Annotated in this window: 10 protein-coding genes and 1 pseudogene; 8 read left to right on the top strand and 3 right to left on the bottom strand. The window is 48.9% G+C overall.

All coding sequences use genetic code 11. The features are described 5' to 3' along the window. Positions 1 to 483 (bottom strand): annotated as a pseudogene (locus GPL15_RS01910) (collagen-like protein); the annotation flags it as partial. 275 nt (positions 484 to 758) lie between these two features. Here GPL15_RS01910 and GPL15_RS01905 point away from each other — a divergent pair. Next, positions 759 to 1085 carry a hypothetical protein gene (locus tag GPL15_RS01905; protein ID WP_215695418.1) on the top strand — a complete coding sequence of 109 codons (327 nt, stop codon included), beginning with the start codon at positions 759 to 761 and terminating at the stop codon, positions 1083 to 1085. 80 nt (positions 1086 to 1165) lie between these two features. On the opposite strand, the gene GPL15_RS01900 is transcribed toward GPL15_RS01905, so the two are convergent. Both GPL15_RS01900 and GPL15_RS01895 read right to left on the bottom strand, forming a co-directional pair. After that, positions 1166 to 1543 carry a DUF3795 domain-containing protein gene (locus tag GPL15_RS01900; RefSeq protein WP_346344878.1) on the bottom strand — a complete coding sequence of 126 codons (378 nt, stop codon included), beginning with the start codon at positions 1541 to 1543 and terminating at the stop codon, positions 1166 to 1168. A gap of 106 nt (positions 1544 to 1649) precedes the next feature. Then, positions 1650 to 2441: a DUF2185 domain-containing protein gene (locus GPL15_RS01895; protein ID WP_215695414.1), complete on the bottom strand. Its 792-nt coding sequence runs from the start codon at positions 2439 to 2441 to the stop codon at positions 1650 to 1652. A gap of 274 nt (positions 2442 to 2715) precedes the next feature. On the opposite strand from GPL15_RS01895, the gene GPL15_RS01890 reads away from it, so the two are divergent. From GPL15_RS01890 to GPL15_RS01860, 7 genes are all read left to right on the top strand, one after another. Further along, a complete protein-coding gene (locus tag GPL15_RS01890) occupies positions 2716 to 3156 on the top strand; it encodes a MarR family transcriptional regulator (RefSeq protein ID WP_215695413.1) in 441 nt (146 codons plus the stop codon). Between the two features lie 25 nt (positions 3157 to 3181). Then, positions 3182 to 4471 (top strand): patatin-like phospholipase family protein, encoded by a 1290-nt coding sequence (locus GPL15_RS01885; RefSeq protein ID WP_215695411.1) that lies wholly within the window; start codon positions 3182 to 3184, stop codon positions 4469 to 4471. Positions 4472 to 4640: 169 nt separating this feature from the next. After that, the gene (locus GPL15_RS01880; protein ID WP_215695409.1) at positions 4641 to 6077 is read left to right on the top strand and encodes an FRG domain-containing protein; all 1437 of its coding nucleotides are present in this window, start codon (positions 4641 to 4643) and stop codon (positions 6075 to 6077) included. Positions 6078 to 6119: 42 nt separating this feature from the next. Continuing rightward, positions 6120 to 7142, top strand: a complete 1023-nt coding sequence (locus GPL15_RS01875; RefSeq protein WP_215695407.1) for a LacI family DNA-binding transcriptional regulator — start codon at positions 6120 to 6122, stop codon at positions 7140 to 7142. Positions 7143 to 7281: 139 nt separating this feature from the next. Further along, on the top strand, positions 7282 to 8874 hold the full coding sequence (locus tag GPL15_RS01870) for a hypothetical protein (protein WP_215695405.1): 1593 nt from the start codon (positions 7282 to 7284) through the stop codon (positions 8872 to 8874). 13 nt (positions 8875 to 8887) lie between these two features. After that, positions 8888 to 12085, top strand: coding sequence for a hypothetical protein (locus GPL15_RS01865; protein ID WP_215695403.1), 3198 nt, complete (start codon positions 8888 to 8890; stop codon positions 12083 to 12085). 14 nt (positions 12086 to 12099) lie between these two features. Next, entirely contained in the window at positions 12100 to 13932 is a 1833-nt protein-coding gene (locus GPL15_RS01860) for a glycoside hydrolase family 66 protein (RefSeq protein WP_215695401.1), read from the top strand. The last annotated feature ends 43 nt before the right edge of the window (positions 13933 to 13975 follow it).

Raw genomic sequence — 13975 nt, 5'->3', positions numbered from 1 at the left:
TCCGGCAGCCCCCGGCTCGCCCTGAGGTCCGGCAATGCCCCGCTCACCCTGAGGCCCGGTTGCGCCCCGCTCACCCTGAGGTCCGGCAGCGCCCGGTTCACCCTGAGGCCCGGTTGCACCCCGCTCACCTTGAGGTCCGGCAGCCCCCGGCTCGCCCTGAGGCCCGGTTGCGCCTCGCTCACCTTGAGGCCCGGCAGCGCCCGGTTCGCCCTGAGGCCCGGTTGCGCCCCGCTCACCTTGAGGCCCGGCAGCGCCCGGTTCACCCTGAGGCCCGGCGGCACCCGGCTCGCCCTGAGGTCCGGCAGGCCCCGGTTCGCCTTGGGCCCCGGCAGGCCCTGGTTCACCCTGAGGCCCGGCAGGCCCCGGTATGCCGGAACAGCAAGGCGGGCAGCAGTTGGGCTGAGGCGGCCGGCAGTTGTTATTACAATTGCGATTTGTCATACATTTATCCGGAATATTATCACAAGGATCGTTATAAAACATAAAATACCTCCTCTTGGGAGATGTATTGTAGACTATTCCCTTTATAATCTATGCGCTAAATGCCGCAGAAGTGACTGTATCATGTCTGACCGGTGAACTGAAAGAGCATACCCGGAAACAAAGGTCCATTCATGCCATTGCAGCCCCGGATGATTGTAATAGACTGTTTGCATGAAATATAGTACACTATATCCAGCAGCAGATAAAAGTTGTGGGAATGATGATTTGCGGGAAAAGAAGTTACTGGGTAAGGAAAAAATCGGAGTTGAGAAAGAATGACAGCAGAAGAAATTTTTAATGATTTAAGTTGTAAATATGGTGATGACTTTAGCTGGATTTTGGTTCCGCTTACAAACAGGAGTTTTGTTACAGAGTTAAAGGAAGAAATAGGCAGCGCGCACTTCTTGTATTATAAACAAATATGGGCAGTAGTAAAATGTGAATCCAATGATGATGTGCTGTATGCAGCAGACAACGGCATGTATTATATTTTTCATTTGACCTATTCTTCACACAATACAGATGGATTCCCAAAATGCAGGGAGTTTACCAGCATTGATGAAGTGAAGGTTTTTCTTGAGAAATCTTTTCTTGAGGAGTAATACAGAATGATAAAACCGGGTAATGTGAATCTGGAAACATTCAATAAAACATATAATGTTTCCAGATTAATTCCCGGCAATCATAACGTTTCCTGGCACTCGCTGCACGCCCTGTCATGAAGAGAAATCACGCCCCCGCATTTGGGACAGGTATATTTTGCTTTCTGTTTTTCCATAAACAGCACCAAACCGTGCTGACGGGCAGACAGGCTGTTATCTATGAGGCTTGTTTGATACCTTTGGCTGTAGCTTTTTTCAAGGTTTTTTATAAGTTTGCAGGGAAAGATGGAACATTCAAAGCAGTAGGACAATCTCTTTTCTTTGATGCAGTCTTTTATTCGGCATTTCCGGCAGTGCTCCGGCTTCCCAAGATCATTGTTTAAGCAGCCTGCGCACGGTTTTTTGTGGCAGCAGTGTTTATAACAGACCAGGCAATTCATTCCGCAGGGAGCGAACATTGCGATATCAATATTTTCTGATGGCATTTTCATAGCTCACGGCTCCCCTCTTAATTTCCCTATGCTGTTTGGTTCGGCTCTCCGATAAAGCGGAATTTTCATACGCTTATTCTCTTTTTGCCAAATAGATTTCTTTATTATTTTTATCTATTTCAAATTCATTTGGCGATATCCGAATCAATTTCGTCCCTGCCGGCATATCAATATATCTGAAAATATCTCTGTCTAATCGCTGCCACACCATTCCTACCACGAGCAGCATCAGGTTTTTACTGTCTGAAAGGTATTCATCATCTTCATTGCCGGACGCAAAAAACCAACCGCTGTCATCTTTGTCACGCGGTTCATTTCTTTCCATATACCCCACCTTCCAGCCTTCTTCTATTATCTTTTTTGAAACGACAGCAGATAAGCTGCAGATATTCATTCGGTTCTTCATCACAGCGTGATCCTTTTCTCTGCCGCAAAATTCCCGGAGTTCGTCATCTGTGATTTCAATGTCCGTATGGATATTGTCAATATTGCCGCCCCATATTTTTTTATCATCTGCTTCGCGGGTCAATACTGCGGCTAATTTAAGCATATCTATTTTGTCGATATCCAAATGCTCTTTTACCATTTTGACGAGTTTCTTCCCTTTTTCATCATAGAGATATATTTGCACTTCTCCGGTATTGCAGAGTACCAGCTTGACCGCGCCCAGATTATCCTTGTCGTTATAAAACACCATAAAAAACGGAAACCGGTCATTGACAAACCAGTCAAATTCTGTACCGTTTTGAGCATTCATATAAAATATCGCGCCGTCATTTTCCAAATCGCCGCTTTTTACATGAGGTAAGTATAAAACCATATTTTCATCAATGATTTTTCGGATTTCATTTAATATTCTCTTCATGTTTCTGCCTCCGTCAATTCCGCTTAAAATTTCGATTTTTCGAACCGTTCAATTACCCGGCGAGCAGGTAATTCCTATGTTATTAATAATTAAAGTATAGCACAAAGCAGTAAGCAAATCTATTTATTCCATCCCTTGACAAAAATCCGATTTCGGACTATAATATAAAAATCCGAAATCGGACTATAGAAGCCACTGCAAACAATCAATAATCAAACAACCGGCAATCGAGCAATCTATAAATTAAAAAGCAGAAAAGAAGGGAGGGCCGCTTATGAAAGAGCAGGTAACCCGCCAGTTAGAGACTTTAAACCAGCAGATAAAAGAACTGGCTGGAATCTATCATCAGGCCGCGGCCAGGCTTGGAATATCGGATAATGAATTTTGGGTTTGGTATACTCTGTTTGTGATGGGAGAAGAATATTCCCAGCAGGACATCTGTGAGATGTGGTCTCTGCCGAAGCAGACGGTCAATTCCGTCGTTGCCAATATGGTGAAGAAAGAATTTGTGAAACTGGAACCGATTCCGGGCACGAGGAACCGGAAGCTTCTGCGCCTGACAGAGAATGGCAGATATTACTGCGATACCGTGATACGGCCTGTATTTGAAGCGGAGTACCGGACCATTGGCCGGTTGACGGAACAAGAACTCGATAACTGTATTTCCTTGCTGGGCAAGTACATCAGTTATCTGAAGGAGGAAGCCGGCATTTGAAAATATCCAGAGGAGGTGAGCGTTATTGAGTGATAAGACAGGGCTGGTTTTGGGAGGCGGAGGTTCCCGCGGCTCCTATGAACTGGGGGTGTGGAAGGCGCTGATTGAGCTTGGAATCGAGATTCATGTGGTAACGGGTACATCAATCGGAGCTGTCAACGGCGGGCTGGTTGCCCAGGGCGATTATCAAAAGGCTGCGGCTCTGTGGGAACAGATTGAGACGGCCCGGGTCATAAATGTGCCGGTCAAAGAGGAATATTCCCTGAAACAAAAGGTTTGGCAGACCTACCAGACCTTTGCCGTCAATTTTGTAAAAAATGGCGGAACGGACACAAAACCGCTGAAAGAAACCCTCGGCGGATTCATTGACGAAGAGAAGGTGCGCTCTTCCGCCATAGATTACGGTCTTGTTACCGTCGAAATGGAGGGAAGCGTTCCCCGTGAATTATTCCGTGAAGATATCCCTCGTGGGGAATTGATAGACTATATGATCGCCAGCGCCTCTATTTATCCGGCATTTAAACCGCATAAGATTGGCGGCGTCAGATATCTGGACGGGGCTTATTATGATAATCTTCCTGTGAAAATGGCTCTTGAAAAGGGGGCTGGGCACATTATCGCCGTGGATTTAGAGGCATTTGGCGTAGTTAAGAAAGAGATGATGATGCTTGCGGACCGCCTCACTTACATCCGCAGTTATTGGAATTTGGGGCCTACCCTGGTATTTGACCAGGCTGTTATAAGGCGTAATACACGGCTTGGTTATCTGGACGGACTAAAGGCTTTCGGTGTTTATGAAGGATGCGCGTTTACATTTACCCCAGGTTTCGGCAGGTGGGAGGCAAAAAGGTTGAGACGGTATCTTCCCCTTACAGGGCTTCTTGAAAAAGGGAGCGGAGGATTTGTGCTGGATCAGTTGTTTTTAAAGCAGATGGATAAGATTTTTCAGGAACATGGGGTGAGGGAACCGGATGAAATGGGAACCGCCCTGGTGTGTGCGGAAACAGCCGGGGAGATTTTTGGCCTTGACAGCGAAACCATTTATTCCTGCGAAGAATGGCAGTCCTGTCTGCGAAAGCGGGTGGAGGAATCCATGAAGCCGGAGAAGGAAGAGAACGGTAAGACAGATTTTACGGATATTTTGTATGAGAGCGCTAAGACGCTGGCCGGCAGGCGCTCCAGAGCGGTGCTGGCAGGGCGGATCATTGGGGATTTAATCAGGAATCAGAAAGAGCAGGTTCCTCCCGCAGGCTTTGCGATTCTGCCGGAGGCATTTCTGGCAGGCGTATACCTGACGGCTTCTGAGTTGGTTTAGGGAGTTCAGGCGCTGATCTTCCTGACCGGAAAGATTGAACTATTTTCCGCTCCATGATATGCTATATCCAGATAAATTATGGAACCAAACACATTGCCAAAGGACGGCGGGAATCGGATGATAACCAGATAGGTCCCTTGCGGTACAAAATGGGTCAGATGGAAGGAACGTGAAAACCTATATGGCGGAGTATTTATTCACAAATGATAACAAATTTCATGATATCACCCTGGACGACATAAAAAGTTTACATAAAGACAACCTGAAGGAAGAACGGGAAGGCAGGGAGATCACCGCGTCCAGCAACAGGGGAGAGAATTATTGGGATCAATATGAGGACTTTAATACGGCCATGTATAAAGAGTACCTGTACAGGGACCCCAAAACAGCGGGCATGAGAATTGAATATCCCCACGGCGTTGTGATCCAGCAGTCCAGACGCCGGAATTTCTACCGTGGAGAGAACCAGATTTATCCTTCCAGCGTGCCCACCCTGCTCCGCCGCCTGCGGGAATATGACAATACAAAGCAGCGGGAGCTTTACCGCATGGCTGCCGATATGCGTGTTTATGAATTCAGGAAACTTTTAAACTGCTTTGACCATGTGAAATATTGGGACAGATCGGATGTATTATATGAACCGCTGGCCCAGCATTACGGGCTGGAAACCTGCTGGCTGGATATCACCAGCGATTTTGACGTGGCCCTGTTTTTTGCCGCCTGCTATTATAAAGACGGAAAATGGCATCCGCTGACAAAGGACCAGACAGAAGAAAATGAACATACAAAGTACGGTATGATTTATCACATGCCCAGCAGCCGTATGAGCCTTAGGTGGAATACGGAGATGGAAAAATTCTCAGACTGCTCCAATGAGGTGGTAGAATATAATGAAGACGGTTCGCCTCACCGCTACAGGCTGTACAAGCACCCCGAGTATTTGGGCGGCGTGGGCAATTTGATCTATCCTCTGGGGTTCCAGCCGTTTATGCGGTGCCATATGCAGGACGGCTACGGCATTTATATGAGGGAAGAAAAGCCCCTTCAGCAGGACCCGTTGTTCGAGAAGCTGCGGTTTAAGCACAGTGAAGAATTGTCAAAGTGGATTTTTGATTACATGCGGGGCGGCGAGCTCATTTATCCCCATGAAGGCCTTTCAAAAATTGACTATTTAATCAAAGAAATCGCCGGATTAACCGTATTTTCCTATGAAGCGTTTTTGTACGCGCTGAAGAGGAATCATCTGTTCGCGTTAAAAGAAGAAGCCTTTTGTCTGCGGGAACTGGAGAATTTTGATCTGAATGGTAAGAAGATTGTCATCCAGGATCATTCCCCATGGAAATTGAGCAGCGGTAAGAGAAAACTGATCAATGGGCATTATGAGTACTTTTCAATCGAAGATACATACGGCATTTTGGTAAAAGAGCGGAAAGTTATCCCCCCGGGCGCCAGGATGTTTGCGCCGTGGATGATTATGGAAAGTGAAAATGAACCGGGAGTGATAGATTTTCGCGCCCGGGATTTAACAGGGTGCACGAATTTGTGGACCATAGACTATATGAATCTCCTTCATATGGCGGAATATGCAGAAATGCCGGATATTTGATGTGAGAAAGCGGCATTCAGGTACGATAAGCGGAGGTAAGATATGGTAACGATCAAGGACATGGCTGAAATGGCCGGGGTAGCGCCGACTACGGTTTCCAATGTTCTGCACGGCAGGACGGAGAAAATGAGCAAGGAAACCCTGAAACGTGTGCAGAAGGTCATTAAAGAATGCAATTACGTGACCAATATGGGAGCCAGGCTGCTGGCCAACTATGGCTCCAGAATCATCGGCGTGATTATGACTTATGGACGAAGAGAAGAACAGAATGCGATCCAGGACCCATTTTTTTCAGAGGTTATCGGCGCTCTTGAAAAGGAAATCCGCCTCAGCGGCTATTTTATGATGTTTTATACTTCCGGGGATGTGGAAGAATCCCTGAAGATTGCTTCCTCCTGGAACTTGGAAGGGCTGGTGGTTTTGGGCTGCCAGCCGGAGGACTGCGCCAAATTTAAAGAGTTGTCCGGCATTCCGGTGGTGTTTATCGATTCCTATTTTACAGAACGGGAAGAGGAATTTGAAAATGTAGGGCTTCAGGATTTTGAGGGAGGCCGGAAGATCGCAGAGTATTTGATCGGGAACGGGCACAGGCGCATGGCATTTCTGGCGGATGCCTCAGTCCCTGTCGGCGTTGACCGGCAGCGGCTGGATGGTGTCAGGGACGCGATTCAAAAAGCAGGGCTGGAATGGAAGGAAGAGGATTATTTTCCGCTGGATTATCAGGAAGAACGGCGTCACGAGTTTTTGAAAGCCTTCTGCCATGAAAAGCTTTTTAATTATACCGCCTTAATATTTGCCTCGGATTTTTATGCCATCGATGCGATCAATGTATTTTTCGGAGAAAATATCCGGGTACCGGAGGATATATCGGTGACCGGATTTGACGATAATATTTTTGCCAGACAGAGCCGCCCCCGTCTGACCACGGTCCATCAGAATCCGTCCCATAAAGCGGAACTTGCGATTCAGATCCTTTTAAAGAGACTGAAAGGGGAGGAGATAGAAGAAAAGAATATCCGCCTTCCTGTTTCCATCGTGGTACGGGAAAGTGTAAGAAAAATTTAGTTAGACAATATATACAAAAACAGCATATGAAAATAAGTAAAAATCAATAGTGTTACAAAACACTATTGATTTTTTTATTCCGCTATGTTATGTTGTTGTTAGTAGGTGTTACGAAACACTAATAAAAGGAGGAAGGCAAATGAAGCGGGCAGTTCTCGTTTTACTTATTCTGGGTCTGGGAACGGCAAACGGGGGCCTTTGTTCTCTGGCAGCGCAGGCAGATGAGAGACAGGAAGCGATGGCAGTGAACACATGGGACTATGAGGAAGAGGAAAATGTGTGGAAATACTATGGAGCGGATCAAGAACCGGTAACGGGCAGGCGGCTCATTGACGGCAGCACTTATTTCTTCGATGAAGAGGGAAAGATGCTGACCGGCTGGGTGGACTGCGGGGAAGGACAGGGAGAAACAGCGGAGAGCTATACCTCGGGCGGAATTGACGACGATATCCACTACTGTACCTCCACGGGAGAAATGGCCGCCCAGATGTGGATACAGGCCTTTGCGCCGGATGAATCAGGACAGAACCTGGAGGAAATGGGGAACTGGTACTATTTCGATGCAAAAGGAAGGGCTTACCGGAATCAGAAAGTCGCCTTCGAAGGTAACGAGTACATTTTCGATGAGGACGGAAGGCGGCTGACCGGCTGGGTATACGAGCGCAACGAGGAAAACGGATGGACAGGAACGGCCTATGTGGCTGTGGACGAGGATACGGAGGAAGCCCAGAGCGGTGATTTGAATGGAGACGGATCTTATGCGGAGCGCCTGTTCGCCCATAACCCCCAGTACTATCTGTACTGTGAAAATGGTTCCGGCATGGTGGTAAAAGACGCCTGGGTCGACGCCATACCGCCCGGAAAAGGGGCAGAAGAAGATGTCCGTTCCTTTTATATGGACAAACGGGGACATTTGGTATCCCAATACAGATACGGTTCCCTGCGGGATGAATCCGACTGGGGACATGATTCGGAGAATTTAAATTCTATGATTGTGGCGGACCGCATATGGCCTTGTAAAATAGAGGACGAAAATATAGGGACTTACAGCTATAAAGGAGCTCCCGGCAGCGGGACGGAAGAGGACGGATTTGAAGGGTTTATTATGAAAGCATCGGATGACCGGTACTACCTCTGCGAAAATAACGGGGCCCGGCTGGACGGATTGTTCCTGATCCGCAAAAAGGAAGAGAGCACCCTCAGCAGATTTCCCAACGGGATTTATGATTTTTCGGATAAGGCCGCTATGGTTGTTGGAAAGGAGACAAAGGAAAATCCGGTGAGCAAAGATGTGGTCCATTATTATTTTGCCGAAGATTCCCAGGGAGATAAGACAAAGGGAAAAGGAGTGACCGGTGTGTTCGGCGGCAGGCTTTATTATCAGGGCATGGCAGTGGGCGCGGATGGAGAAGAACCTTATGAACTGGTTTTCATACCGGAAATTGCCAGCCAAAAGCCGGACGCCACCGGATTGTTTCTGGTAGACCGTGAAGGAAATGTGAAGAGCGGAACAAAGCAGAAACAGAATAAAAAAGGGCTGCTGACAGGAGGGACCAAATACCGTATGGATAATGGATATACCTGCCGCGTATGCAGTCCGGCTCATGGAAAAGAGGACTACGGGTATGACATTTATATCATCGACAGGGATCTGGATATCGATCATGATCCGGGCGTGCGCCTGGGAGCAGAAGACGCTTCGTATATCTATTTAAAGGAAGCGGAAGAGTAGGGGGATGTGTGATATGGGTCTGTGTAAGAAAAAATTGCTGTCCTGGCTTTTAATCGCCGCATTGTCCGGGGCCGCCGTGCTGCCGGCCGGAAATTTACTTCCCGAGGCAGAAGCCTATGGATGGCCTGCGGATATGGAAGACGGGGCGGATGAAATAAGAGACGGACAGGAGAAAAGGAAAGACGGGCTGGAAACAGGTGAAACGGTAAAAACAGCCAGCAGTTCAGATGGGGAACCGGGTATCCCGGGAACCGAAGGCCATCCGTCAGAGGAACCGGGAACCGCCCCGCCTCCGCCAGATGCCGAAGATACGGAAAACTACCCGGCGGAAGATGGGGAAAATAACCAGGGAGGCGCCGGCGGAGAACTCCCGGAGAATCTAACGCCCGCCACCCCGTCCAACGCTGCAGCTGCGGTTTCCAAAACCGCCCCGGCATTGGCGGAGGGCAGTTATACCTTTGAAAACGGGATCTATACCTTTGAGGCAGAGTATTTTTACAGCGCTGCGGAACCAGCGGCAGACGGCCAGGCGGCCAATTTGCAGCCCCATACGGAAATCAGCATACCGCTTTCCGGTATCACTGATTTCAGGCCGGGGCAGTATATGGCGGAGATCATGTACGCCGGGAACGGACAGACGTTAAAAGCTGTATCCGGAAATGATGCCCTAAGCTTAATCTGTCCGGATACCGGTTTTGACTGGGATAAAAAAACCACTGTTTTGGGAAATAACCTCTTTGACCTTTCTCAAACCGGGGAACTGTTGATCAAAGCTGAGACCGACGGCGCTTATGGATGGATCGACTGGATCAGGCTGACGCCGCTCAACGGAGTTCTTCTGGAAGCAACCAGATATGTGGTTCCAGCTGACAAAGTGACAGGAGACGGCGGGAGCTGCGCCAATATGGACCCCGGGGTCTGGCTGGAAATTCCGCTGGACGGACGGTTTACGGGGGCATTTTATGAATTAAGCCTGTGGACCTGCGGAAATGAACGCGGATATGAGATTTTAGTGGACGGGCAAGAGGGAACCTATGAGGTTTCAGGTTCCGATTTTGGCAACGCCGGCCTTCATGAAGACGGCTGGCAGGGCCGTTATCAGTTAAACAGCGGCAGCAGGCTGTTCATTAAAGCGCCTGACGGCAGTTATGGCTGGATTAAGGACATTGTGCTGAGAGAACTCCCGGAAAAGTTTTACAGGCAGGACCCGGATACCGGAATCATTGTGGAATCGGAAGATACCACGCTGCCAAAAGACACCCGGCTCATAGTGAAACAGACATCCAGCCGGGAAAACGACCAGTGGTTTGCGGAAAATGACCTGAGAGCCATATATTATGAGATCCGGCTGAAACTTCCCTCCAGAAGTTCCCATAGAGCGGAAGATGAGGGCGAAGTCTTCTCATTGGAGATCCCGCTTCCGCCCGGATTTGAAAAAGAAAATGAAAATACGGATATCTATTACATAAATGACGGGGAACCGGAATGCCTTCATGGCGTCTGGTCTGACAGCGGCAGGAGCATCCGGGTTTTAATGGAACCTGACGAAGAAGGGAATGGAATCTATGCTCTGACCGCGCCCAAAGGAGTTTACCATTATGAAGGGGAAGAATATTATCCGGCGTCGGCCGACAGCGGAAAATCTGCCAATTTTGAAGCCGGAAATGGTTCTGCGCTGACCTTTACTGTTGAAAAAAAGGCAGGATTTACCCAGGGACTGTACAATCTGCTGGCCGCATATAGCGGAGGCGGAGATCAGCCATTAACCATTTGCGTAAATGGACAGCCTGCCGGTGTTTTAAACGTCCCTTATTCGGACTGGGGAAGTTACCGGATTCAGGTGGCCGGAACAATTCTGAGCTTAAAGCCGGGGGATGAAGTTTCCATTGTGACCGGCGAAGGGCAGTACCATTGGATAGACTATCTGGAACTGAAAGAGGCGGAGCCGTTTTACAGCCAGGCCGGTGACATCACCGCAGAGGCTCCCATAGGAGTTCTGCCTTTCGGCGCACAGATGGCGGTAGAGGATGAAAGCGGCGGGCCGGAAGAAGAACTTTTGTTAAACCGGCTGAAAGGGGCCGGGGATATGCGCCTGTTCCGCTTGTATTTCTATCTGGATAACCCGGAAATGCCGCTGGAACCGGCCGGACCGGTGGAAGTGTTTATGGATTTTCCCGAGAATTTCGATTCCTCAAAATTCTGCCTGTATTATATAAGCGGCCAGGGGCAGGGGATGAAATGCGTAAAGATGCCGTCCGCATTGACGGACGGTGAGCTGAACTTCAGAATCACCAGGGAAACCGGAGTATTTGCCCTGGTAAGCGGAGCTGCTTTAGTACCTGCTGTTTACGATGAAGAGGCGATCTATACCAGGAAAGGCGGAACCAGACAGGATGGGAAAAATACCGGATTTAATATCCAGATGCGCGCCAGAACCGATGGAAACCGCTGTATTTATGAAGGGGAGGCCTATTATAAGGCTGTGGAAGGCGCAGCAGCGGCCGACCTGCAGCCCGGCGAACAGATCAATATCCCCCTGTCCCATAATTCGGATTTAAAAAGCGGGAAGTACCGCCTTCTGGTCCGTTCCAATGGAAACAGGCAGATGCTTAGAATAAAGGTGAACGGCGAAGAGGCGGGAACCATCAGCCGTTTTGGCACAGATTTCAATATGTATTCCATGACCGATGATTTCATGGTTTCCCCTCTGGATCTAAAGCCGTCCGACCTGCTCACCATTGAAGGAGAAAGCGGGCCGAATTACGGATGGGTGGATTATGTGGCTCTGGAATACCTGGATACAAAGACGGGAAAACCTGCGCCTGCCGCAGAAAACGGGAAGGCTGTAAAAGAGGAATACCGTTATGAAGGGGAACAGTATTACAAACCGTCCCTTTACAGCCCGGCAGCGGATCTGCAGGCTGGAGATTCCATTCATATTCCTCTGTCCGATGATCCTGATTTTACCGCAGGCATTTACCGCCTCAGCGTGCTTTCCAATGGAACCCGGGAGAGGTTTGATGTGTTGGTGAACGGCATTCCTGTAGGAGCGATTTATAAAAAGGCGGCGGATTACAGCGATATAGACTACAGCCAGGACTATATGGAAGGCGCGCTTTCCTTATCTCCCGGCGATGTCCTGACGCTTACCGGCCAGGAAGGCGACTATTACGGCTGGGTGAACTATATACTTCTGGAAAAAGAAGAATAAAGGAGCGGGAATCTATGAATAGACGATATGGAGTGCTGTCCTGTATGCTGGCATTTTCCCTGCTGGCAGGCGCCTGGCCTGTGCAGGAAGCGGCGGCAGCCCAGGACGGGGAGAGGGTTAATATAGGAACTCAGATGGAAAAAACAGAAAAAACCGGCAGTTTTATAAACGATTTATATACAGATAAGAGCATGTACAATCCCGGAGAAACCATCCGTGTTACGGTGGATTTAAAGGGAATGGAAGGACTGGGGGAAGGAGTTTTGCGGCTTCAGGCCCGGCATCTTACGGATACGGTCTGGCAGCAGGAGATCGGGGTATCTTCTGCTTCCCCTCTGGTCCAGGTTCATGTCACCCTGCCGGAACATGATTTCACAGGGTATTCCCTGGAAGCTTATCTTTGGGAAGGGGATACACTGAGGGACTATGCCATGTCCGCTGTCGATGTATCCTCAGACTGGAACGTATTTCCCAGATACGGATATATTACAAAACTGGATAACCGCACCGACGAAGAAATCGGGGAGACCCTTGAACGGCTGAAACGTCATCACATCAACGGGCTGTTTTACTATGATGTGTTTGATACCCAGGAACATCCCCTGGCAGGTACGGCCCAGGCTCCAAAAGACAGTTGGAAATCCCTGGCGGGGCAGACCGTGACCCGGCAGTCCCTTTTAAAGACCATTCAGGCAGGCCATGACCTGAATATGAAATCCTTTTTCTATAACCTGATTTTTGGAGCGTATGACGGTTATCAGGAGAAAGGGATCAGCCCCGAGTGGGGGCTTTACCGGGATGCACGTCACACGGATCAGGACGTGCACGACCTGTCCGGAGCGGGATGGGAGACTGAAAAGCTGTGGATGTTCAATCCGGCGGATACAAACTGGCAGAATCATTTTGTAGAATCCCACCGGGAACTTTTGGAGGCTTACCCCTTTGACGGGCTCCAATTGGATTCCCTGGGAAACCGCAATGAATCCCGTTATGACTACAGCGGACGGGAGATACAGCTTGACCAGACCTATGCCTCTTTCCTGAAACGGGTGGATGAGGAACTGGATACCAGGATCCTTTTTAATCCGGTAGGAGGATACGGGCTGACCCAGATGCTGAATTCCGGCTGTTACGACATGGCTTACATGGAAGTATGGCCGGGAGACTGTAAAGATTATCTTTCCCTGAAAAAGTCCCTGGACCAGATATATGCGGCCACAAAGGGAAATAAGGGCAGCGTCATTGCGGCCTACATGAATTACAATGTGATGAAAGGGGAGCCCTTTAATCTGCCCGGTATTTTATATACCAATGCAGTTCTGACCGCGTCCGGCGGCAGCCATTTGGAGCTGGGGGATACGGGAATGCTGTCCAATGAATATTATCCGGGAAATTCCCTGCGGATAAGCAGGGAATTGGCAAAACGGCTTCGTACCGGATATTCTTTTATGACGGCTTATGAAAACTGCCTTCGGGGGCCGGGATTGGAAGAGAAGACGGGAATCAGGACATTTGTGGAGGGCGTACCGGCCTCTTCGGATGCCGCGCCGGGAAGTATTTTCGCATTTACTAAGAAAAAAGGGGATACCAGCATCCTTCATCTCATTAATTTTGAAGGGGCGTCCACATCCGCATGGGTGGATTCCAGGGGAACTCAGACCGCCCCTGTTATAAAGAGAGAGGTAACCGTGGTGCAGCCGGTGGACCGGCAGCCGGAGAAGATATGGTTTGCGTCTCCGGACTACCAGCAGGGAATCCTGAAGGAAGTGGAGTTTGTCTATAAAGACGGAACCGTCACATTTGACCTGCCCTATCTGGAATACTGGGATATGGTTGTGATCGAATAGGGGGATTGTGTCTGATCGGATAAGAAAGGTGTAATTGTATGGA

This window comes from Clostridium sp. MCC353 (assembly GCF_018785315.1).
In the GTDB taxonomy this organism is placed as follows: Bacteria; Bacillota; Clostridia; order Lachnospirales; family Lachnospiraceae; genus CHH4-2.
This window is presented reverse-complemented; position numbering and strand designations above follow the sequence as displayed.